The sequence below is a fragment of the Mesorhizobium sp. M0074 genome (genome assembly GCF_040322975.1).
Taxonomy (GTDB): Bacteria; Pseudomonadota; Alphaproteobacteria; order Rhizobiales; family Rhizobiaceae; genus Mesorhizobium.
The window spans coordinates 123552-145092 of record NZ_JAMYUM010000005.1 but is presented as its reverse complement, the minus strand read 5'-3'; the positions used below and the strand labels follow the sequence as shown (position 1 = coordinate 145092).

At 63.5% G+C, this 21541-nt stretch carries 19 protein-coding genes; 7 read left to right on the top strand and 12 right to left on the bottom strand.

Annotated features, from left to right (window positions below; all coding sequences use genetic code 11):
* Position 1: 1 nt before the first annotated feature.
* The 9 genes from doeA to ehuR all read right to left on the bottom strand — a co-directional run bounded on the left by doeA (position 2) and on the right by ehuR (position 8698).
* On the bottom strand, positions 2–1180 hold the full coding sequence (gene doeA / locus NKJ73_RS08985; protein ID WP_352569070.1) for an ectoine hydrolase DoeA: 1179 nt from the start codon (positions 1178–1180) through the stop codon (positions 2–4).
* Positions 1181–1218: 38 nt separating this feature from the next.
* Positions 1219–2211: a cyclodeaminase gene (locus NKJ73_RS08980; protein ID WP_023677205.1), complete on the bottom strand. Its 993-nt coding sequence runs from the start codon at positions 2209–2211 to the stop codon at positions 1219–1221.
* Positions 2208–3200, bottom strand: a complete 993-nt coding sequence (eutB, locus tag NKJ73_RS08975; RefSeq protein ID WP_352569069.1) for a hydroxyectoine utilization dehydratase EutB — start codon at positions 3198–3200, stop codon at positions 2208–2210. Before eutB ends, NKJ73_RS08980 begins: the two co-directional genes overlap by 4 nt.
* Positions 3201–3210: 10 nt before the next feature.
* The gene (gene eutA, locus NKJ73_RS08970) at positions 3211–3984 is read right to left on the bottom strand and encodes an ectoine utilization protein EutA (RefSeq protein ID WP_352569068.1); all 774 of its coding nucleotides are present in this window, start codon (positions 3982–3984) and stop codon (positions 3211–3213) included.
* Positions 3981–4640, bottom strand: a complete 660-nt coding sequence (gene ehuD / locus NKJ73_RS08965; protein ID WP_352569067.1) for an ectoine/hydroxyectoine ABC transporter permease subunit EhuD — start codon at positions 4638–4640, stop codon at positions 3981–3983. The genes eutA and ehuD overlap by 4 nt, the downstream gene beginning before the upstream one ends.
* A gap of 16 nt (positions 4641–4656) precedes the next feature.
* Positions 4657–5316: an ectoine/hydroxyectoine ABC transporter permease subunit EhuC gene (gene ehuC, locus NKJ73_RS08960; protein WP_254819481.1), complete on the bottom strand. Its 660-nt coding sequence runs from the start codon at positions 5314–5316 to the stop codon at positions 4657–4659.
* Between the two features lie 172 nt (positions 5317–5488).
* Entirely contained in the window at positions 5489–6340 is an 852-nt protein-coding gene (ehuB, locus tag NKJ73_RS08955; RefSeq protein WP_352569066.1) for an ectoine/hydroxyectoine ABC transporter substrate-binding protein EhuB, read from the bottom strand.
* 65 nt (positions 6341–6405) lie between these two features.
* Positions 6406–7191 carry an ectoine/hydroxyectoine ABC transporter ATP-binding protein EhuA gene (ehuA, locus tag NKJ73_RS08950; protein ID WP_352569065.1) on the bottom strand — a complete coding sequence of 262 codons (786 nt, stop codon included), beginning with the start codon at positions 7189–7191 and terminating at the stop codon, positions 6406–6408.
* A gap of 121 nt (positions 7192–7312) precedes the next feature.
* Entirely contained in the window at positions 7313–8698 is a 1386-nt protein-coding gene (gene ehuR / locus NKJ73_RS08945) for a MocR-like ectoine utilization transcription factor EhuR (RefSeq protein WP_352569064.1), read from the bottom strand.
* A gap of 82 nt (positions 8699–8780) precedes the next feature.
* On the opposite strand from ehuR, the gene NKJ73_RS08940 reads away from it, so the two are divergent.
* The 5 genes from NKJ73_RS08940 (at position 8781) to NKJ73_RS08920 (ending at position 15086) form a co-directional block, all read left to right on the top strand.
* A complete protein-coding gene (locus NKJ73_RS08940; protein ID WP_352569063.1) occupies positions 8781–9272 on the top strand; it encodes an Lrp/AsnC family transcriptional regulator in 492 nt (163 codons plus the stop codon).
* A gap of 415 nt (positions 9273–9687) precedes the next feature.
* The gene (locus tag NKJ73_RS08935; protein ID WP_352569062.1) at positions 9688–11181 is read left to right on the top strand and encodes an NAD-dependent succinate-semialdehyde dehydrogenase; all 1494 of its coding nucleotides are present in this window, start codon (positions 9688–9690) and stop codon (positions 11179–11181) included.
* Between the two features lie 35 nt (positions 11182–11216).
* Positions 11217–12596: an aspartate aminotransferase family protein gene (locus tag NKJ73_RS08930; protein ID WP_352569061.1), complete on the top strand. Its 1380-nt coding sequence runs from the start codon at positions 11217–11219 to the stop codon at positions 12594–12596.
* A 9-nt stretch (positions 12597–12605) separates the two neighbouring features.
* Positions 12606–13754, top strand: coding sequence for an alcohol dehydrogenase family protein (locus tag NKJ73_RS08925; RefSeq protein WP_352569060.1), 1149 nt, complete (start codon positions 12606–12608; stop codon positions 13752–13754).
* Positions 13755–13973: 219 nt separating this feature from the next.
* Entirely contained in the window at positions 13974–15086 is a 1113-nt protein-coding gene (locus tag NKJ73_RS08920; protein WP_352569059.1) for a nucleotidyltransferase family protein, read from the top strand.
* Positions 15087–15173: 87 nt separating this feature from the next.
* Here the strand turns inward: NKJ73_RS08920 and NKJ73_RS08915 are convergent, their stop codons facing one another.
* On the bottom strand, positions 15174–16550 hold the full coding sequence (locus NKJ73_RS08915) for an aspartate aminotransferase family protein (RefSeq protein ID WP_352455373.1): 1377 nt from the start codon (positions 16548–16550) through the stop codon (positions 15174–15176).
* 166 nt (positions 16551–16716) lie between these two features.
* Here NKJ73_RS08915 and NKJ73_RS08910 point away from each other — a divergent pair, with 166 nt between their 5' ends.
* Entirely contained in the window at positions 16717–17835 is a 1119-nt protein-coding gene (locus tag NKJ73_RS08910; RefSeq protein ID WP_352569058.1) for an NAD(P)/FAD-dependent oxidoreductase, read from the top strand.
* 219 nt (positions 17836–18054) lie between these two features.
* Positions 18055–19062: a cell division protein FtsZ gene (gene ftsZ, locus NKJ73_RS08905; RefSeq protein WP_023677189.1), complete on the top strand. Its 1008-nt coding sequence runs from the start codon at positions 18055–18057 to the stop codon at positions 19060–19062.
* Positions 19063–19105: 43 nt separating this feature from the next.
* Here ftsZ and NKJ73_RS08900 read toward each other — a convergent pair whose 3' ends face one another.
* Positions 19106–20122 carry a phosphotransferase family protein gene (locus NKJ73_RS08900; protein WP_352569197.1) on the bottom strand — a complete coding sequence of 339 codons (1017 nt, stop codon included), beginning with the start codon at positions 20120–20122 and terminating at the stop codon, positions 19106–19108.
* 7 nt (positions 20123–20129) lie between these two features.
* Complete coding sequence (locus tag NKJ73_RS08895; protein WP_352569195.1) at positions 20130–21371, bottom strand: acyl-CoA dehydrogenase family protein; 1242 nt, start codon at positions 21369–21371, stop codon at positions 20130–20132.
* Positions 21372–21541: the final 170 nt, after the last annotated feature.

Genomic DNA, 21541 nt, shown 5'->3' with positions numbered 1-21541 from the left:
CTCAATTCTTCACCACCAGTTTGCGCGGCACATTCGCCAGGCACTCGACGCCCGTCTCGGTGATCAGGATGGATTCGGTGATTTCCAGCCCCATCGTCTCAAGCCACAAGCCGGTCATGAAATGGAAGGTCATACCGGGCTTCAACTCGGTGCGGTCGCCTGGACGCAGGCTCATCGTGCGCTCGCCCCAGTCAGGCGGATAGGAAAGCCCGATCGGGTACCCGGTGCGGTTGTCCTTGACGATGCCGTACCGCTTCAGCACCGCGAAGAAGGCGTTGGCGATGTCCTCGCATGTGTTGCCGGGCTTGGCGGCGGCAAGTCCCGCCTCCATGCCTTCCAGCGTCGCCTTTTCGGCATCGAGGAATTCCTGCGTCGGTTTACCAAGGAACACGGTCCGCGACAGCGGGCAGTGATAGCGGTTGTAGCAGCCGGCGATCTCGAAGAAGGTGCCCTCGCCCGATTTCATCGGCCGGTCGTCCCAGGTCAGATGCGGCGCCGATGCGTCGGCGCCCGACGGCAGCAGCGGCACGATCGCCGGATAGTCGCCGCCGATGCCGTCGACGCCGCGCGTGCCGGCATCGTAGATCTCGGCGACCAGGTCGCATTTGCGCATGCCGACCTCGATCTTGTCGACGATGCGCTGGTGCATCGCTTCCACGATGCGGGCGGCCTTGCGCATGTAGTCGATTTCGGTCGGGCTCTTCACCGCGCGCTGCCAGTTGACGAGTGCCGTGGCGTCGACGAAGCGGGCATTGGGTAAGTGCTTCTGCAGCGCTGCGAAGGCAGCGGCCGAGAACCAGTAATTGTCCATCTCGACGCCGATGCTGAGCTTGCCCCAGCCGCGATCGGAGAGCACGCTGGACAGAAAATCCATCGGATGGCGCTCGGTCGACTGCACATAGTGGTCGGCATAGCCGACGATGTTGTCGTGCGCGAGATAGGCGGTGCGCTTGGCGCCGTTGGCGTCCTGGCCGCGCCCGTACCACACCGGCTCGCCCGACGGCGGCACGATGACAGCCTGGTGCACGTAGAACGACCAGCCGTCGTAGCCGGTCAGCCAGGCCATGTTGGACGGATCGCTGACGATCAATAGATCGACGCCCTTGGCCTCCATGACCTTCCGCGTCTTGGCGAGGCGCTCCGCATATTCGCCGCGCGAGAATTTCAAATTGGGCTGCATTGTTCTTGGTCCTCGTTTGTTGGGCCTTGCGGCCAGCATCAGCTTTCGAAAATCGTACCGGTCTTGGCTGCACGCGCACGGTCGCGGGCGAGCGTGGCGATCGCCGTGTCCTGCACGCCGGTGCCGGTCAGGTCGGCAATGGTGATGTCGCTGTCCGAGCGCCGGCCATGCCTTTCGCCGGCGATGATGTGGCCAAGCTCGGTGATTTCGGCATCGGACGCCATCACGCCCGCCGCGATAGCATGGTGCAGTTCGCCCAGCCGGCGCGTCTGTTTGGCGCTGTCGGCGACGTAGAGATCGGCCATGCGCAGGATCGCCGGCGCGATCTCGTTCTTGTGCTCGGCATCCGAGCCCATGGCAGTGATATGCTGGCCGGCGGAGACGAAGCCGGCCTTGATCAGCGGCTCGGTCGACGGCGTCGTGGTGACGATGATGTCGGCATCGGCCGCAGCCTTTGCCGCGTCCGGCTCGGCGTGAACGGCGATGCCCAGTCTTTCGGACAATGCGTCGGCCGCGGCCTCGGCCTTGGCGGCATCCCTTGCCCAGATGCGAGCCTCGGTGATTGGCCGCACCAGCATCAGCGCCTCGAGCTGCAGTCCGGCCTGAACACCGGCGCCGAAGATCGCGGCAACGGAGGAGTCCGGCCGCGACAGATGTTTGGCGGCGACCGCACCGGCGGCGGCCGTGCGGATGTCGGTGAGATAGCCATTGTCGAGCAGCAGCGCTTCGACCAATCCGGTTTTCGCCGACAGCAGCACCATCATGCCGTTGACGCTGGGCAAGCCGAGCTTGGGATTATCGAAAAAGCCGGGGCTGATCTTGATCGCAAAACCGTCGATACCCGGTACATAGGCGGTCTTGACGTCGACCTCGCCGCGATGCTCTGGAATGTCCAGCCGCAGGATCGGCGGCATCGCCACCGGCAAGGTAGCGAGCGCCCGGAACGCGTTCTCGACGCAGGCGATGGCATCAAGATCGAGCTTCACGATCTCGCGCAATTCAGCTTCGGTGAGGATCGTCATCCGGCTCATGCTGCGCTCTCCGCAATTGCTTCGCCGCAGATGATCTTGCGGTGCAGTGTCATATCGATGTTGCGGCCGGACAGCACGAGCACCGTCGGGCCGCTCGCCCTGACCTTGCCGGCAAGCACGGCTGCGATGCCGACCGCGCCGGCGCCTTCGACGATCTCGCGCTCCTGTTCATAGGCATGGCGGATGCCGGTGGCGATCTCGCCCTCGCTGAGCAGGATCACATCGTCGAGCAGGTCGCGGCACATGGAAAAGGTCAGCCGGTTGTCGAGGCCTATGCCGCCGCCGAGGGAATCGGCCAGTGTCGGCAGTTCCTCGACCAAAACCGGATGTCCGGCGTCGAGGCTCGCCTTCATCGCCGCACCGCGCGCCATTGAAACGCCCATCACCTTCGTCGCCGGGCTGACGCCCTTCACGGCAGCAGCTACGCCAGCCGCCAGCCCACCGCCGGAAAGCGGCACCAGCACCAAGGCGGCGTCCGGAACCTGTTCGATGATCTCCAGCCCGAGCGTGCCTTGCCCGGCGACAATGGCAGGATGGTCGAAGGGCGGCAGCATGATCAGCCCCTCTTCCGCGACCAGCCGTTCGACCTCCCGCTGCGCATCGTCCTGGCTGTTGCCGACGATGCGGATCTCGGCGCCGAGCCGACGGATCTCGTCCAGCTTGTTCTGCGGCACCAGCCGCGACATGCAGATCGTCGCGTGGATGCCTTGCAGTCGAGCGGCATAGGCAAGCGCCCGGCCGTGGTTGCCGGTCGAGGCAGCGACGACGCCACGCGCCCTCTCCTCGTCTGTCAGCGAAGCGATAGCGTTCGAGGCACCGCGCAGCTTGAAGGCGCCGGTGGTCTGCCAATGTTCGAGCTTGAGATAAACAGGAGCGCCCAAGTGCTGGGAAAGACTCCGGGAGGTGACGGTCGGCGTACGCTCGACCTTGCCTGCGATGCGCTCGCGCGCGGCCCGGATGTCGGAAAGGCTTATCCTAGACGTGGTCATGGCTCTGCAATCAGTTCAACGGCAGCGTCATCAGACGGCCGAATTCAGGACGCGGCTCGTCGTCGCCGCAAAGGCGCAGGCAATTCCAGGCCGTCGCCTGGTTGCTGGTGACAACAGGGCGGCCGATTGCCTCTTCCATACCCACAACCGCCGCCGCCGACCGCAGCGCCGTGCAGGACACGAACAGCGCGTCGGCCTGCGGGGCCATCGCATCACCGGCAAGGTCGACCAAGGATTTCGGCGCAATCCGCGCCATCTCGCGATCATCCTCGAAGCCGAGGCAAGTGAAGCTGACGATTTCGAAACCATGCTCGCTGAAATAGGCCGCCATCGGCCGGCTGGTCTCGACCGTATAGGGAGTGAGGATGCTGATCGTCTTGGCGCCCAGCGCCTTCAGGCCGCGCACCCCGGCCATCGGCGGCGTGACCACCGGCACGCCGGGCTTGGCGGCCTGCACCGCCGCCTCGATTTCGGCATCGCCGATCACGACGGAAGCTGAGGTGCAGGAATAGCAGATCGCATCGAGCGGCTCGTCGGGCAGGATCAGGGCCGCGGCCGCCGTCAGTGACGGCTGCATCTTGCGCAAATTGTCCGGCGTCGTCGGGTTGGCGTAGGGGATGCGCGCGACATAGACGCCGATGCGGTCGCTTGCCACCATGCGGTGAAAATCCGGTTCGCTCGTATGGTCGGTGGCAAGGATGATCAGGCCGACCCGCTTTTCCAGCGGACGCGCATCGAGCGCCGGCCGGGCCGAGTGCAGGCGGATATCGGGTGCAGCGCTCATCGTTCGATTCGCCCATAACGGTGTTCCAGCCAGCGCAGCAGCACCACCGAGAACAGGCTGATGGCGAGGAAGAAGGCGCCGACCAAGGTGATCGGTTCGATATACCGATAATAGGTATTGGCGACGCTCTTGGCCTGGTTCATTAGTTCGAGCACGGTGATCGCCGACAGCAGCGGCGTCTCTTTGAACATGGCGATGAAATAATTGGCAAGCGCCGGGATCATCGGCGGAATTGCCTGCGGAATGATGATGTGCGTCCAGGTCTGCGTGGCGTTCAGATTGCAGGCCTTGGCCGCTTCCCACTGGCCGCGCGGAACATTCTCGATGCCGGCGCGGTAGACCTCGGCCGTGTAAGTTCCGTAATGCAGCCCAAGACCGATGACGCCCGCCACCAGCGGCGGCAACAGGATGCCGAAATCCGGCAGCACGTAGAAGATGAAATAGAGCTGCACCAACAGCGGTGTGCCACGGATGAACTCGGCAAGGAAACCGACGGTGCGCGACAGAGCCCTGTTCGGCGACCGGCGCGCCAACGCGATGCCCAGCCCAACGATGGCCGCCAGCACCGAGCCGAGCAGCGTCGCCAGGATGGTGATCTTCACCCCCTCGATCAGCGTCGGCAGGATCTGCCGGACAAAATCCCAATCCCATTCCATTAGCAGGCCCGATCCATCATACGCGCACCCCGTCGAGGCCACGAGCCATGCGGCGTTCCAGCGACCGCACGCCCCAGGAGATGAGCAGCGCCAGCACGAAATAGATGACGAGGATGGTGCTGAACGGCACCAGAGTATTGCCGGTCTGCGAGCGCACCACCTGCGCCTGGAAGGTCAGGTCGGCGAGCGAGATTAGCGAAACGACGGCGGTGGCCTTGAGCAATTCAATGGCGTTGTTGCCGAAGGTTGGCAGCATCACCAGAAGCGCCTGCGGCAGGATGATATGGCGCATGGCTTGCCAGCGGCCGAGATTGAGGGCGGTGCAGGCCTCATATTGTTCGCGGCCGATAGACTTGATGGCGCCACGCACCACTTCCGCCGCATAGGCGCCGACATTGAGGCCCAGCGCCAGCACCCCGGCCTGCAGCGGCGTCAACGAAATGCCGGCAAAAGGCAGCACGAAATAAGCCCAGAACAGCTGCACGAAAATCGAGGTGCCGCGGAAGAACTCGATATAGGCGGTGGCCAGCGCGCGTAGCACGAAAAACCGCGACAGCCGCCCCAGCCCGGCAAGAAAGGCCATGACCAAGGCCAGCACCGACCCCATCAGCGTCAGCTCGATGGTGACAAGCGCTCCTTGCAATATCAGGCCGAAATAGCCGGACCATTGGGTCATTGGGGCTAAGCGTTTCCTCGCTTGGTGATCATTGCAGAACGCCGGCGCCGCCCCTCATCCGCCTGCCGGCACCTTCTCCCCGTTATAGGGACGGGGAGAAGGGTGAAGCTCCAGCGTTGACGCCCCCCTCTCCCCGTTTTTGACGGGGAGAGGCTAGGGTGAGCGGCACTTTTTACTTCGCCGAGCAGAGCTTGTCGCGGCTCGTCGACATTGCCGCCGCCGCCGAGAAGCCGTAAGGCTCGATGATCTTGGCGAACTCGCCGGACTTCTTCAGTTTCGCCAGCTCGACATCATAGGCGTCGCGCAGCGCTTCGTCGCCCTTCTTGAAGGCCGCGCCGTCGCAATAGACCGGCGCACCGACCACCGGCGCGATGACTTCGAGGTTCGGATCATTGGCTTTCTTGACCAGGTCGTTGATCGACAGCACGGGCAGCGAATAAGCATCGATGCGGCCGTCCTGCAGCATCTTCAGGCCGCTCTGGCCGTCCGGCACGACGATGACGCGCTCGCGCGGCACACCTGCGGTGAGCGCCAGCTTCTCTTCAGTGCCGCCACCCGGCGCGCCGATCGTGGCGCTCGCGTCCTTCGCGACGTCGTCGTAGCTCTTGAAACCCTTCGGGTTGCCCTTCTTCACCAGCATCGCCTCGGCGTCGCACAGCACCGGTTCCGAATAGGCGACCGCAGCACAACGTTCCGGCTTCATGAACAGGCCGGCAGTGACGACGTCGAAACGGCCGGCCTGCAGGCCGGGAATCATGGCGCCATATTCCGAGATCGAGGCGACGATATCGTTGACGCCAAGGCGCTTGAAGATTTCACGGGCAACGTCAGGCGCCGCACCCGAAACCTTGCCGTCGGCAGCGACCGCCGTATAGGGCGGCTCGTTGGCGATGGCGACGCGGGCAAAGCCTTGCGCCTTGAGCTCTTCGAGCTTGCTGTCGTCGGCCGAGCCGGCCGTCGAGGCGGCCAGCACCGCCGTCAGCGCAATACCGGCGACGCCGGCCAAAATGGCAAATTTCTTCATTGTTCCCAACTCCTTGTTTGTCTGTCTTCTTGGCTTGCTTGAGGCGTCGCCGCCTCGCATGGCAGTCAGACCCGATGTCCGGCCGCAATGATCTTCTTCAGGAAACCTTGCGTACGCTCCTGTTTGGGATGGCGGAAAATCTCGTCGGGCTTGCCCTCCTCGACTATTCTGCCGCGATCGAAGAACAGCACCAGGTCGGCGAAGTCATGGGCGAAACCCATCTCGTGGGTGACCAGCAGCATGGTCATGTCGGTCTCGGCGGCGAGCTTGCGCATGACGTTGAGCACCTCGTCGACGAGCTCAGGGTCGAGCGCCGAGGTGACCTCGTCGAACAGCATGATTTTCGGCGACAGCGCCAGCGCCCGCGCAATCGCGACGCGCTGCTTCTGGCCGCCTGAAAGCTGCGCCGGCATCGCCTTGGCCTTGTCGACCATGCCGACCATGTCGAGCAGTTCCATCGCCCGCTTTTCGGCGGCGGCCCGCGGCACGCCTTTGGTCAGCATCGGTGCCAGCGTCACATTGTCGATGACGCATTTGTGCGGAAACAGATTGAACAGTTGGAAGACCATGCCGATCTTCTGGCGCATCTTTGCCAAATGCCGTTCATCGGCCGTCAGCAGCCGGCCGTTACGCTCCATGTGGTACAACTGTTCGCCGTCGACCTGGATGTGGCCGCTGTCGATACGCTCTAGCGTCATCAGGATGCGCAGGATCGTCGTCTTGCCCGAACCCGATGGACCGATCAGTGCCAGCTTCTCGCCGGGCATGACTTGCATCGAGAGGCCGTCCAGCACCCTGAAGGTGCCGAAGCTTTTTGAAATGCCGTCGATCTTGATGATGGGAGCCGACAATGAATTTCCCGTGCTGGAGAAGCTTGCCTTTAACGATGCGGATCGCGGCAAATCATGTCAATCAAGAAAATAATATCATGACAATATTTCGGATTCCGCACAATTTCGCGCCATTTGTCGCCTAGATCGCAAGCAGGAGATGCTCGGGATCGCCGAGCAGAAGCTTGGTGACAACGCCGAGACCGGCACGCAGTTCCCCCTCCGTGGTCGAGCCCAGCGAAATCCGTACGGCTGGATGCCAAGGCATCTGCGAAATGCGAAACGACGTGCCGGGCGCGATCGCCACGCCCTGCAGGCGGGCCTGGGAAACAAAGCTTTCCTCACCGCGGTCATCGGGCAGTTGCAGCCAGATATGCAGCCCGTCGCGATGAGCCCGATAGTCCACTCCGGCGAGCACCTCGGCGGCGATGTCCAGACGCCGCCGCAAAGCCATACGCTGCCATCGAACGAGTTCCATCGCGGTGCCGTCGGTCACCCATTTGCTGGCGATCTCGGCCACCATCGGAGTCGCCATCCAGTTCGAGACCAGGTGGCGGTTGGCAACCGCGGCGACATAACGATCGGGCGCCGCGAGATAGCCGATGCGCAGGCCCGGCACCACGATTTTAGTGAAGGAGGTGACATACAGCGTGCGCTCGGGGGCAAACGCCGCGACGGGCGGCGGCCGATCCTCGACCAGCGGGCCGAGCACGTCGTTCTCGATGATGGCGATGTCGTGCCTGCGCGCCACCGCCGCGATCTGCTCGCGCCGGCCGGCATCCATCAGGGTGGCCGTAGGGTTGATCACCGACGGCTGCACGAACACGGCGCGGATGTCCGACAGCCGGCAGGCCTCGTCCAGCGCTTCCGGGATCAGCCCATTGTCGTCGATCGGCAAACCCTCGAGATTGAAGCCGAGATAACGCGCCAGCGGGATCAGCGTGTGGTGACCGATCGCCTCGGTGGCGACGGTCGAGCCGGGCGGCGCCACGCTCATCAGCGCCACTGTCATCCCTGCGGTGGCGCCGTTGGTCAGGCTGATGTTCTGCGGCGACGCGTCGAGGCCACAGAGGCGTAGCCACTCGACACCCACCGCGCGGTGGCGCGGGAACACCATGTTCGGCCTGAACGACAGTGCCGAGCTCGACGGCAGGTTTTCGGCGAGCCAGCCCAGCGCCTGCCTCAGCCGCTCCAGATGCATCGGTTCGCAGACCGGCTTCAGGATGGAGAGATCGATGACCTCGCCCAGCCGCTCCGGCAGATAGGGGGGCTCCGGCTCGCGGCGCTGTGTCTGCACGAAGCTGCCGCGGCCGACCTCGCCGGACACCAGCCCGCGGCGGATCAGCTCCTCATAGGCGCGGCTGACCGTCTGCACGGAAAGTTGCAGATCGTCAGCCAACTGCCGGTGCGTCGGCAATCGCGCACCGTTGGCCAGGCGCCCGTCATGGATGGCCCGCGCGAACTGGTCGGCGAGCGATTGATAGGCCGGCCGCCGGATAAGAGCGGGATCTGGTCGCCAAAATGTCATGACTTATTAGAGATCGAAATCAGTGCAATTGACAATCGAAATAATGCGCCGTCATGGTGTCCGGCACTGGAAGTGGGCGATCATGGCTGCAGCGAAACTCGATCCGATCGATATGAAAATCCTCGACGCCATCCAGCGCGACGGGCGCATCACCAAGCTGGCGCTGGCCGAGAAAGTCGGCCTGTCGCCGACGCCGTGCTGGATGCGGCTGCGCAAGCTGGAAAAGGCCGGCATCGTCTCGGGCTACCATGCCAGGATCGCCATGCGCGCCATCGCGCCGGTCGCTACCGTGCTGATGGAGGTGACGCTGGCTAGCCACCGCCAGGCCGACTTCGACCGTTTCGAGCGCGTCATCCGCGACATCCCCGAGATCGTCGCCTGCTGGTCTGTCGGCGGCGGCGTCGATTACCTGCTGAAGGTGATGGCGCGCGACATCGACGCCTATCAGCGGCTGGTCGACACTCTGCTCGAGCGCGAGATCGGCATCGACCGCTATTTCACCTATATCGTCACCAAGACGGTGAAGGAGGAGAGTGTGCTGCCGGTGGCGGACCTGTTGCCGGCGCAGTCGTGAGGTCGATCTGCCGGACCACACGTCTAGGAGATTGGTCGAGACATTTGTTGCTTCGTCATCCTGGGGCGAAGCAAGGAGCGAAGTGACGCGGCGCAGACCCCAGGATCCATTCCGTGACATCAGGGCGCCGCCACGGCGCAGAATTCTGCTCCGCTGCATTCCCTCTGCGAAGGTCACGGAATGGATCCCAGGGTCTCCGCGACGGAGCTTCGCTCCTGCTTCGCCCAGGGATGACGAGGCTGAGGAGGTGCAGCCAATCTCTCCACGGTTTGCTACAGTCTGACGTACGGCCGGAGAGATCGTCTGCCCGCTCGGTGCAATAGAGACAATCTCTCTACGTGCAGGCACGCAAACAGCCTCTCTGTTTGCGCGGCAGAGATAGTCTTGCGGCATCACCCGAACCGGGAGCCCGATGATGTCCGCACATTTTGCCCGCTCGCACCGCCATGAAGCGCTTGATCGCCTTGCCGACCGGCGGCTGCTGCGCGAACTCGCCTATGTCGCTGGCCACTGGACGGCGAGCGAGACCGCGGAGAGTTTCGAGGTGACCGATCCGGCCACCGGATCCACCGTCGCTTTCGTTGCCGCGCTCGATGCCCGGCAGACCACATTGGCGATCGATGCGGCATCGCGCGCCTTTCCTGCCTGGCGCGCATTGCTGCCGCAGGAACGGTCGAAAATCTTGCGAAAATGGTTCGATCTGATCGTCGCCGCCAAAAATGACCTGGCCCTGCTGATGACGCTAGAACAAGGCAAGCCGCTGAAGGAATCGCGCGGCGAGATCGACTACGCCGCCTCTTTTGTCGAATGGTATGCCGAGGAGGCCAAACGCCTCAACGCCGAAAGCGTCACCAGCCATCTGCCAAACGCCGAGATGGTGGTGCGACGCGAACCGCTTGGTGTCGTCGGCGTCGTCACCCCGTGGAATTTTCCCGCGGCCATGCTGACCCGCAAGGCGGCGGCCGCCCTCGCCGCCGGCTGCACCATCGTCGCGCATCCTTCCTCGGAAACGCCGCTGTCTGCACTGGCGTTGGCCGAGCTTGGCGAACGTGCCGGCCTGCCGGCTGGCGTGTTCAACGCCCTCACCGGCAGGGCTTCGATCATCGTCGGGCGGATGTGCGAAGACCCGCGGGTTCGCGCCATGAGCTTCACCGGCTCGACCGAGATCGGCAGGTTGATCGCCGCGCAAAGTGCGCCGACGATGAAGCGTCTGGTGATGGAGCTTGGCGGTCATGCGCCTCTGATCGTCTTCGCCGACGCCGATCTCGACAAGGCTGTGACCATCGCCGTCGACGCTAAATTCGCCACCTCCGGCCAGGACTGCCTCGCCGCCAACCGCATCTATGTCCAGCGTCCGATATACGATCGGTTCTGCGCTGCTTTCGCTAAACGCGTCGAGGCATTGCGGGCCGGCAATGGCCTCGCTGACGACACCGAAATCGGACCCTTGATGCACGAACGCGCGGTCAAGAAGGTCGAGGAGCAGGTGGCCGATGCGCTCGCCAAAGGCGCGCGTTGCCTGACCGGCGGCAAGCGCCATCCTGCCGGGCCGCTGTTCTACCAGCCGACCCTGCTGGCCGACGTTGGAGACGACGCTTTGATCATGCGCGAGGAGACCTTCGGTCCGGTTGCGGCAGTGACGCCTTTCGACAGCGAAGACGAAGTCGTCGCCCGCGCCAATGCGACAGAGTACGGCCTGGTCGCCTATGTCGTGACTGAAAACGGCGGTAGGCAATTGCGCATCGGCCGCGCGCTCGACTATGGCATGGTCGCCATCAACCGCGTCAAGATCACCGGCGCGCCGGTCCCGTTCGGCGGCGTCAAGCAGTCCGGCATCGGCCGCGAGGGCTCGCGTCACGGGCTCGAAGCCTTTACCGACTTCAAATATCTCTGCCTCGACGTGGCGTAACGCCCCGTCAGGCTTTTGCTTTCAAGGAGTAAAAAATGCTCGACCAGTCCAACGAACTCGCCGCCTGGGATCGCGATCATTTCTTCCATCCCTCGACCCATATGGGCACGCATGCGCGTGGCGAGAGCCCGACGCGTGTGATCGCCGGTGGCGAAGGCGTCACCATCTGGGACAATAACGGTCGCAAGAGCATCGATGCCTTCGCCGGGCTCTACTGCGTCAATGTCGGCTATGGCCGCCAGAAGATAGCCGACGCCATCGCCGCGCAGGCCAAGAACCTCGCCTATTACCACGCCTATGTCGGCCACGGCACCGAGGCATCGATCACGCTTTCCAAGATGATCATCGACCGCGCGCCGCAGGGCATGTCGAGGGTCTATTTCGGCCTCTCCGGTTCCGATGCCAACGAAACCAACATCAAGCTGATCTGGTACTACAACAACGTGCTCGGCCGGCCGGAGAAGAAAAAAATCATCTCGCGCTGGCGCGGCTATCACGGCTCCGGCATCATGACCGGATCGCTGACCGGCCTCGACCTGTTCCACAACGCCTTCGACCTGCCCCGCGCGCCGGTCCTGCACACCGAGGCGCCCTACTATTTCCGCCGCGCCGACCGCTCGCTGAGCGAGGAGCAGTTTTCGCAATACTGTGCCGACAAGCTCGAGGAGATGATCCTCGCCGAAGGGCCGGAAACAGTCGCTGCTTTCATCGGCGAGCCGATCCTCGGCACCGGCGGCATCGTGCCGCCGCCGGCCGGCTACTGGGTAAAGATCCAGGCGGTACTGAAGAAGTACGACGTGCTGCTGGTTGCTGACGAGGTCGTCACCGGCTTTGGCCGGCTGGGCACCATGTTCGGCTCCGACCATTACGGCATCAAGCCTGACCTGATCACCATCGCCAAGGGCCTGACCTCGGCCTATGCGCCGCTCTCCGGCGTCATAGTCTCAGACAAGGTCTGGCAGGTGCTCGTCCAAGGCTCCGACAAGCTCGGCTCGCTCGGCCATGGCTGGACCTATTCGGCGCACCCGATCTGCGTCGCCGCCGGCGTCGCCAACTTGGAACTGATCGACGAGATGGACCTAGTGCGGAACGCCGGCGAGACCGGCGCCTATCTCCGCGCCGAGCTGACGAAAGCCGTCGGCGGCCACAAAAACGTCGGCGAGGTGCGCGGCGACGGCATGCTGGCGGCGATCGAGTTCGTCGCCGACAAGAACGATCGCGTGTTCTTCGACGCCACGCAAAAAATCGGGCCGCAGGTCGCGACCACCCTTGCGGCAAGCGGCGTCATCGGCCGGGCCATGCCGCAGGGCGACATTCTCGGTTTCGCGCCGCCGCTCTGCCTCACCCGCGAAGAGGCCGACATCGTCGTGTCGAAAACAGCCGATGCGGTGAAAAGCGTGTTTGCCGACATCTGAAGAACCGACATGAATGCCATGACCAAGACCCTCCCCGCCACCATGGCCGCCGTGCAGCTGATCGGTCACGGCGGACCGGAAAAGCTCGTCTACCGCACCGATGTGAAAGTGCCCTCGCCCGCCCGGGGCGAAGTGCTGATCAAGGTCACCGCTTGCGGCATGAACAACACCGACGTCTGGGTGCGCCAGGGCGCCTATGGAACGGAGGAGGATGCCGCCGCTGTGTCGACCTGGCGTCGTCAGGGCAATACGCTGAGCTTCCCGCGCATCCAGGGCACCGACACGGTCGGCAACATCGTTGCCGTCGGCGACGGCGTGTCGCCGGCCCGCATCGGCGAGCGGGTGATGGTCGATTTCTCCATCTACAATCGCGACGACGATTCACTCGCCGACATCGACTATATGGGCCACGGTCGAGACGGCGGCTATGCCGAATACCAGGCGGTGCCTGCAGAGAATGCCCATGTCGTCGATACCGATCTGAGCGACGTCGAGCTTGCCACTTTCTGCTGCGCCTATCTCACCGGCGAGCAGATGCTGGAACGCGCCGCATTGAAGGCCGGCGAGCGTGTGCTGGTCACCGGCGCCTCGGGCGGCGTCGGCTCGGGCATCGTGCAGCTGGCGCGGGCGCGCGGCGCCATTCCCTATGCGGTTGCCGGCAAGGGCAAGGAACAGGCCGTGCGTGACATCGGCGCCGAGGCGGTGATCACCCGTGGCGTTGCCGATCTGCCGGCCGCCGTCAGCGCGGCGACCGGGGGCCAGCCGATCGACGTGGTGGCCGATCTGGTCGGCGGCGCGATCTTCAACGACCTCCTGCGCATCTTGAGGCCGGAAGGCCGCTATACCACGGCTGGTGCAATTGCCGGCCCGGTCGTGCAGCTGGATCTGCGCACCATGTATCTGAAACAGCTGCAACTGCATGGCTCGAGCCAGGGCACACGGGCGGATTTCCGCCGCATCGTGCGCTACATCGAGGAGAAGAAGATCCGGCCGCTGGTCGGCGGCGTCTACAAGCTGTCCGATTTCCATCGCGCCCAGGCGGATTTCATCGCCAAGGATTTCGTTGGCAAGCTGGTCGTCGTGCCGGATGCGATCGCCAAAATAGCGCGTCGACCAAAAACGCCTATGACAGGCTCGGGCCGTTCGCGGACGCGGTGAGGTCGAGCGCCACATCCAAGCAGCGTTTTCGTGATGGCTTTGTTTATCTGAATGAGCAAAACCCCTTCTGATTTGGCTGCACGCCGGCAACAAGGATTCCTGACCCTCTCCTGCGGCGTTATAAGGTTTTCGCGATTTTCTTATAACTCCCGCTTGCGTCCCTTGAGGTCATGCCGCTATAAGAGAACCGCATTTTTCTTATAACCGGAGCCGCCTGACATGAAGACGGTCGACCTCGTTTACCGCACGATGTATGCGGAACTCGTCCAGCGATCCTTGGACGCAGCCTTCGAAACGGATTTCCCTACGACGGGCAATCTCGTCAAGGTGCCCGTCAAGGGCAAGGTATACTGGTATTTCGAGGAAACGCAGCCGACGAAGACGCGACGGTATGTCGGGCCTGACAGCGATCCCGAGATTGCAAAACGCGTCGAATCCTTCCGTCAGATCAAGGACGACCTCCGCGCCCGCAGGAAGCTGGTATCCACGCTCGTGCGCGAGGCAGGGCTGACAGAACCCGAAAGGTTCACCGGGGATGTCGTCGAGGCGCTGGGGAAGGCTGGCATCTTCCGCTTGCGCGGCGTCCTGGTCGGCACAGTCGCCTTTCAGTCCTACGCGGGCTATCTGGGCGTGAAGCTGCCCGGTGCAGCGTTGCAGACGGGCGATGCAGACTTCGCCCTATTCCATTCCGTGTCGGCCGCGGTCGAGGACAGCCTGCCGCCCATCCTCGAAATCTTGAGGGAGATCGACCCAACCTTCAGGGAAATCCCTTACAGATCAGATCCCGGACACGCGACGCAATTCGAGAACGCAGTCCGATACAAGGTCGAGTTCCTTACACCGAACACGGGCAGCGATGACTACGCCGATCATGCAACCTCGATGCCGTCTTTGGGCGGTGCATCCGCGCAGCCTCTTCGGTTTCTCGATTTCCTGATCCACGAACCAATCAGAACTGTGCTGCTGCATCGATCGGGAGTGCCTGTCGTGGTACCGTCGCCCGGACGATATGCGGTTCACAAGCTGATCGTTGCCTCGCGCCGACAGAACAACGCAAACGGCGTGGGCAAGCGGGAAAAGGATGTCCACCAGGCAGCACTTCTGGTCGAGGCACTGGAAGCTACCCGTCGCCAGGACGATCTCGCCATCGCGTTTTCGGAAGCGTGGGACAGGGGGAAACATTGGCGTGAAGCGATACAAAAAGGACTTGGCTTGATTCCCCAGAAACAGCGTGGCGACGTCGAGGCGACGATCGTCAACGCACTTTCAGGAATCGGCGAGGAACTGGAAGGATTCAGCGGCTCATCTGCGAAAACAAAGCACGGAGACTAAACGGCAGCAACGGGTGTGGAGGGTAACCTTCTGCCAGCCGTCGCCGAGGCGTTTTTGTTTTCAGGTTTCAAAATCGACTTTGCCTATTCAGCTCTGCGATCGGACCTGCTTGACGGCAGCCTCGAGCGACCGTTCAAACGCGTCGATCACCTGGTCGACCTGCGGCTCGGTGATGATCAGCGGCGGGCAGAAGGCCAGCGCGTCGCCCATATTGCGCGAGATGACGCCGTTCTGCTGCATGAAGCCGTTGACGAGCCCGCCCAGTTCACCGGTCTTCCCCCACGGCGTCTTGTTTGCCTTGTCGCCGACCAGCTCGACCGCCGCGACCAGGCCGATGCCGCGCACCTCGCCGACAAGCGGGTGCGAAGCGAGCGTGCGCAGCCGCTTCTGCAAATGCGCGCCGACCGCACGCGCATTGCCGACAAGGTCGCGCTCCTCGATCAGCTTCAGGTTCTCGAGCGCGACCGCTGCCGCAACAGGATGGCCGCCGCCGGTGAAACCGTGGCCGAAGGTGCCGATACGGTTGCTCTCGTCGGCGATCGGCTCGAATACCTTGTCATTGATCAGCAGGGCTGAGATCGGCAGGTAGGACGAAGAGATCTGTTTCGACAACACCATGATGTCGGGCCTGATGCCGAAGGTCTGCGAGCCGAACATCTCACCTGTTCGGCCAAAGCCGCAGATCACCTCGTCGGCGATGAGCAGGATGTCGTATCTCGATAGCACCGCCTGTATCTTCTCCCAGTAGCCGGCCGGCGGAACGATGACGCCGCCGGCGCCCATGATCGGTTCGCCGAAAAAGGCGGCGATGGTTTCCGGTCCTTCGGCGAGGATCAGCTTTTCCAGCTCGTCGGCGAGCCGCGTCGAAAACAGCTCTTCGCTTTCACCCGGCAGCGCCTCGCGCCAATGGTGCGGCGTCGAGGTGTGCAGCACATTGGCGATCGGCAGATCGAACGAAGTGTGGTTGTTGGGCAGTCCGGTCAGGCTTGCCGAGGCGATGGTGACGCCGTGATAGCCCTTCTTGCGGCTGATGATCTTCTTGCGCGCCGGCTGGCCGAGCGCATTCGACCGGTACCAGATCATCTTCATGGCCGTATCGTTGGCCTCGGAGCCGGAATTGGTGAAATACGCCTTGCTCATCGGCACCGGCGCCATCTGCACCAGTCTCTCGGCGAGATCGATCAGCGGCGAATGCGATTTGGAGCCGAAATCGTGATAGTAAGGCAGCTTCGACATTTGCCGTACTGCCGCATCGACCAGCCGCTTCTCCGAAAAACCGACCGCGACGCTCCAGAGCCCCGCCATCGCCTCGATATAGCGGTTGCCGGCAAGGTCCTCGACATAGATGCCGTCGCCCTTCTCGATGACGAGCGGCCCCGACTCCTGATGCTTGCGCGCATTCGTATAGCCATGCATGTGAAAGCTTATGTCGCGGGCTTCGGGTGAATTCGGTCTTGCGTCCATGACGGCTCCTGTGCTGCACGCGGAACAGTCCTGCCGCCGGTCCGGCTCAGCAGGTCCCCGTGCGTTATGCCGTTTGATGCATCTTTCTCGAACGGTATAGTGTCAAGCGCTTTCGACAGGGCCAGCGGATGGATGGACGCATGCAGAACTTCGGCTTGACCTGACCGTGGACCATGTCGACTGCATTGTCGCCGGCGCCGGCGTTGTTGGCCTGGCGATCGCGCGAGAGATGGCGCAGCGCGGCATCGATACGCTGGTCCTGGAAGCCGAGAGCGCTATCGGCACCGGAACAAGTTCGCGCAATTCCGAGGTCATCCATGCCGGCCTCCACTATCCGGTTGGATCGCTGAAAGCCCGGTTCTGCGTGGCCGGCCGGGAAAGACTCTATCGCTATTGCGAGGAGCGGGCGATCCCGCACGCGCGCTGCGGGAAGCTCATCGTTGCCACAAATGCCGAACAGGAGCCGGTGCTCGCCTCAATCCGGGCCAATGCACGCGCTTGCGGCGCCGGCGACCTGGTGCCGTTGCGCGAAGCCGAGGCGCATGCGCTGGAGCCCAGCCTTAAGTGCACGGCGGCGCTGCTGTCGCCCGCCACCGGCATCATCGACAGCCATGCCCTGATGCTCGCCCTGTTGGGCGACGCCGAGGAGCACGGGGCGGCACTTAGTCTCAACACGCGCATCGCCTCCGGCCGCATCGAAGCAGGCCGCGTCGTGCTCGAGACGGTGGACGCTGCCGGCGGCGAGCGCTTCGAGATCGCCACTCCGCGTTTCGTCAATGCCGCCGGGCTTGGCGCCGCAGCACTTGCCGGTTCGCTTGAAGGGCTCAATCAGCAATTCGTGCCAAAGCTCCATTATGCCAAGGGCAATTATTTTTCGGTGGCCGGCCGGGCGCCGTTCTCGCGATTGGTCTATCCGGTGCCCGAACCCGGCGGGCTCGGTGTTCATCTGACACTCGACCTTGATGGCGTCGCCCGCTTCGGGCCGGACGTCGAATGGACCGATCAACTCGACTATCGCGTCGACCCGGCTCGTGGCGAGCGCTTCTACAGCGAGATCCGCAAATACTGGCCGGACCTGGCCGATGGCAGCCTGCAACCCGCTTACAGCGGCATCCGGCCAAAACTGTCCGGTCCCGGTGAGGCCAATGCCGACTTCGTCGTCCAGGACGTGGCGGTGCACGGCGTGGATAGCCTGGTCAACCTGTTCGGCATCGAAAGCCCCGGCCTGACCTCCTGCCTGACGATTGCCGACCATGTCGCGCAGTGCCTCGCGCCGAAGTTGTAGCGTGCGGCGCCCCGCCGCGATCTGCACTGTATCAAGGCGCATCGCGTGAACTTTCAGTCGCAAGTCGCCTATGAGGCACATCGCGCACTTGCAGCCCGCTCCGCGCTCTGATTCCCTGCATTCTGGGCTGTCCTGATTCGCACTGCCCGGTTCAGAGTTTTCGCAGTGCGCCCGGGACAAGCTTCCAGCGACCACTCGGCGTATCCAGGGAGAACGGCAATGAACACCGCGACGAGGCCGGTAATCTCGGAGATGAGACCCAAGATCACCGTCGTCGGGGTCGGCGGCGGCGGCGGTAACGCCGTCAACAACATGATCGCCGAAGGCCTGCAGGGCGCGGAATTCATCGTCGCCAACACCGATGCCCAGGCCCTTGCCATGTCGAAGGCAACGAGGCTGATCCAGTTGGGCGCTCATATCACCGAAGGTCTCGGCGCCGGGTCCCTGCCCGAGGTCGGCCGTGCCGCGGCCGTGGAATCCATCGACGAGATCATGGATCACCTTGCTGGAACGCACATGTGCTTCGTGACCGCCGGCATGGGAGGCGGAACCGGCACTGGTGCCGCGCCTGTTATAGCGCAGGCAGCGCGGGCAGCCGGAATACTGACCGTTGCCGTCGTCACCAAGCCATTCGTCTTCGAAGGCAGGCGCCGCATGTACGCTGCCGATGAGGGCATCGAGCGCCTGCGCGAAAGCGCCGATACCGTCATCGTCATTCCCAACCAGAACCTGTTCAGGATCGCCGACGCCAGAACCACGTTCGCCGACGCCTTCGCCATGGCCGACCGGGTCCTCTATGCGGGTGTCGGCTGCATCACCGATCTGATCGTCAAGGAAGGCCTGATCAATCTCGACTTCGCCGATGTGAAGTCGGTGATGCGCGACATGGGCCGCGCCATGATGGGAACCGGCGAAGCCGCCGGAGAAGGCCGCGCCAAGAAGGCAGCGGAAGCGGCAATCGCCAACCCGCTGCTCGACGAAGCTTCGATGATGGGCGCCAAGGGCGTCCTTGTCTCGATATCGGGCGGCATGGACATGACGCTGTTCGAGGTCGACGAAGCCGCTACCCGCATCCGCGAGGAGGTCGACAACGATGCCGACATCATCGTCGGCGCCATCTTCGACAAGGCACTCGCCGGAAAATTCAGGGTGTCGGTCGTGGCGACCGGCTTGCGGCGTGGCTTGGAGATTCCACTGCTTGCCGAACCGGAAGTTCGCATGAACTGAACGCGTATCGCTGCAACTCGCTCAGCCGACTGCCAGCCTCACGTCACCAGGGCCGCGCGCCGTCGATGACTTCCATGGCGCGTGCAGCAAAACGGCCGGCCAGCGGTGCCACGTCGGCCGCATCGGCCGCAACCGCGCTGCCGGCCAGCACGCGGTCGGCGATGCCGACGAAGATCACGGCAAAGCGGAACATGGCAAACACCAGATGGAACCGCTGCAGCGGCGCCGTCGGCACGGCGTGGGCGAAGTAATGATCGAGGAATTCGCGCTGTGTCGGAATCCCGAGGGCTGCCTGATCAAGGCCGAGGATGCCGCCATATTCGTCCGATGAGGAATGCCAGGGCATCGAGCAGAAGCCGAGATCAGCAAGCGGATGGCCGAGGGTCGATAACTCCCAGTCGAGTATGCCTATCACCTCGGGCCGCTCGGGATGGAAGATGAGATTGCCGAGACGGAAATCGCCATGCGCGATCGAAACGTGGCCGTCATCTGGCGGAAGATGTCGCGGCAGCCATTCGGCGACGGCTTCGAGCGCGGCAATGCGCTCGCTCGGCGATTCCCGCAACTGTCTGGTCCAGCGCGCGATCTGTCGCTCAAAATAGTTCCCGGGACGGCCATAGTCGCCGAGCCCAACCTCTTCCGGCCGGACTGCGTGCAGCTTTGCCAGCGCCTCGGCCATGCCGAAATAGATGCCGCGCCGCTCGTCCGGCGCCAGTCCCGGCAACGAGCCATCGTGGAACACCCGGCCGTCGAGCCGCTGCATCAGATAGAACGGCGTGCCGAGCGGCTCGTCGCCGTCGTGATAGAGCACCGGCCGCGGCACCGGCACCTTTGTCGATGCTAGCGCCTCGATCACCCGGTACTCGCGATCGATGGCATGAGCGCCGCGCAGGATCGGTCCCGGGGGTTTCTTGCGCAGCACCATGCGGCGGCCGCCATAGTCGACGAAATAGGTCGGGTTGGATTGGCCGCCGACGATCCGCTCAAGCGACATTTGGCCATCGCCAAAATGCGCTCTCAGAAAATCCTCCAGGCGTACTGCATCGAAATCCATCCTCATTGCCGGCTCAGCGGTTCCCGCCGCGACCTGTTTCGTCTTGTCTGCCGGCTTCGACATGCCAGCGCCAGAAGCCCGCACCTTCCTCGTTGAGAAAGCGGTTGAGCACCATCTTGTGGACCTCGTCGGCGCCGTCGACCAGGCGAGCCTGGCGGGCGTAGCGGTAGATCCATTCGAGTACAGTGTCTTTCGAATAGCCGCGGGCGCCGTTGATCTGGATCGCCACGTCGGCGGCGTCGTGCAGCACGTTGGCGACCTGGATCTTGGCCATGGAGACCTCCTTGCGGGCAAAGCCGCCGCGATCGAGCTCCCAGGCCGCCTTCATCACCAGCAGCCGCCCGATCTCGATGCGCATGGCAAGGTCGCCGAGCATCAGCTGGATACTCTCACGGTCGGCCAAAAGCTGCCCGAAACCGCTACGCTCGGCGGCATAGGCGCGCGCGATCTCGATGCAGCGCTTGGCAAGCCCGAGCCAACGCATGCAATGGGTGAGCCGCGCCGGACCGAGCCGGACCTGGGTAACCCGGAGGCCGCTGCCTTCGCCGGCAAGCACGTCCTCGACCGGGACTTCCAGGCCGTCGAACTCCAGCTCGCAATGGCCGCCATGTTCTTCCGGTCCCATGATCTCGATGCGGCGCACGATCCGCCAGCCCGGCTGGTCCTTGTGGAACAGCAAGGCCGAAAGGCCGTGACGCGGATCGTCCGAAGTGCGCGCAATGAGAATGAAGTGGCTCGCCTCTTGCGCGCCGGTGATGAACCATTTGCGGCCTTTGACGACATATCTGTCGCCACGCCGTTCGGCTCTGGTCATGATCATCGACGGGTCGGAGCCGCCGCCCGGGTGCGGTTCCGTCATTGCAAAGGCCGAGCGCACCTTGCCCTCGACGATCGGTTTCAGCCATCTTTGCTTCTGCTCCGGCGTCCCCAGTCGCTCCAGCACCATCATGTTGCCGTCGTCGGGGGCCGCGGAATTGAACACGACCGGACCGAAGATCGAGCGGTTCATCTCTTCATAGCAGACGGCCATATCCACCTTGGAAAGGCCGGCCCCGCCGGTCTCGGGTTTCAGTTGCAGGCACCACAGGCCGGCTGCTTTCGCCTTGCCCCGCAGCGTTTCAAGCAGCGGCAGCGCAATATTGCCATGGCCGTCATAGCGAGCCTTGTCAGCCTCGAGCGGCAGGATTTCGCGCTCGACGAAATCGGCGATCCGGCTGCGGAAGGCCTCGGTTCGGACGGAAATGTCGAAATTCATGGCGCTCACAAGGATGAAACGAGATGCCGCCATCGGCTCCGATGGTCGCGGCCGGTAGTGTAACTGCCGTCGTTGAATGGGAGCAACAGCAGTTCGCCGGCCGTTCCTTGCGCACGTCAAAGCGCCGGTTCGATATGGATCGATGCCGGCGTGCTGCCGATGGCGGTCGA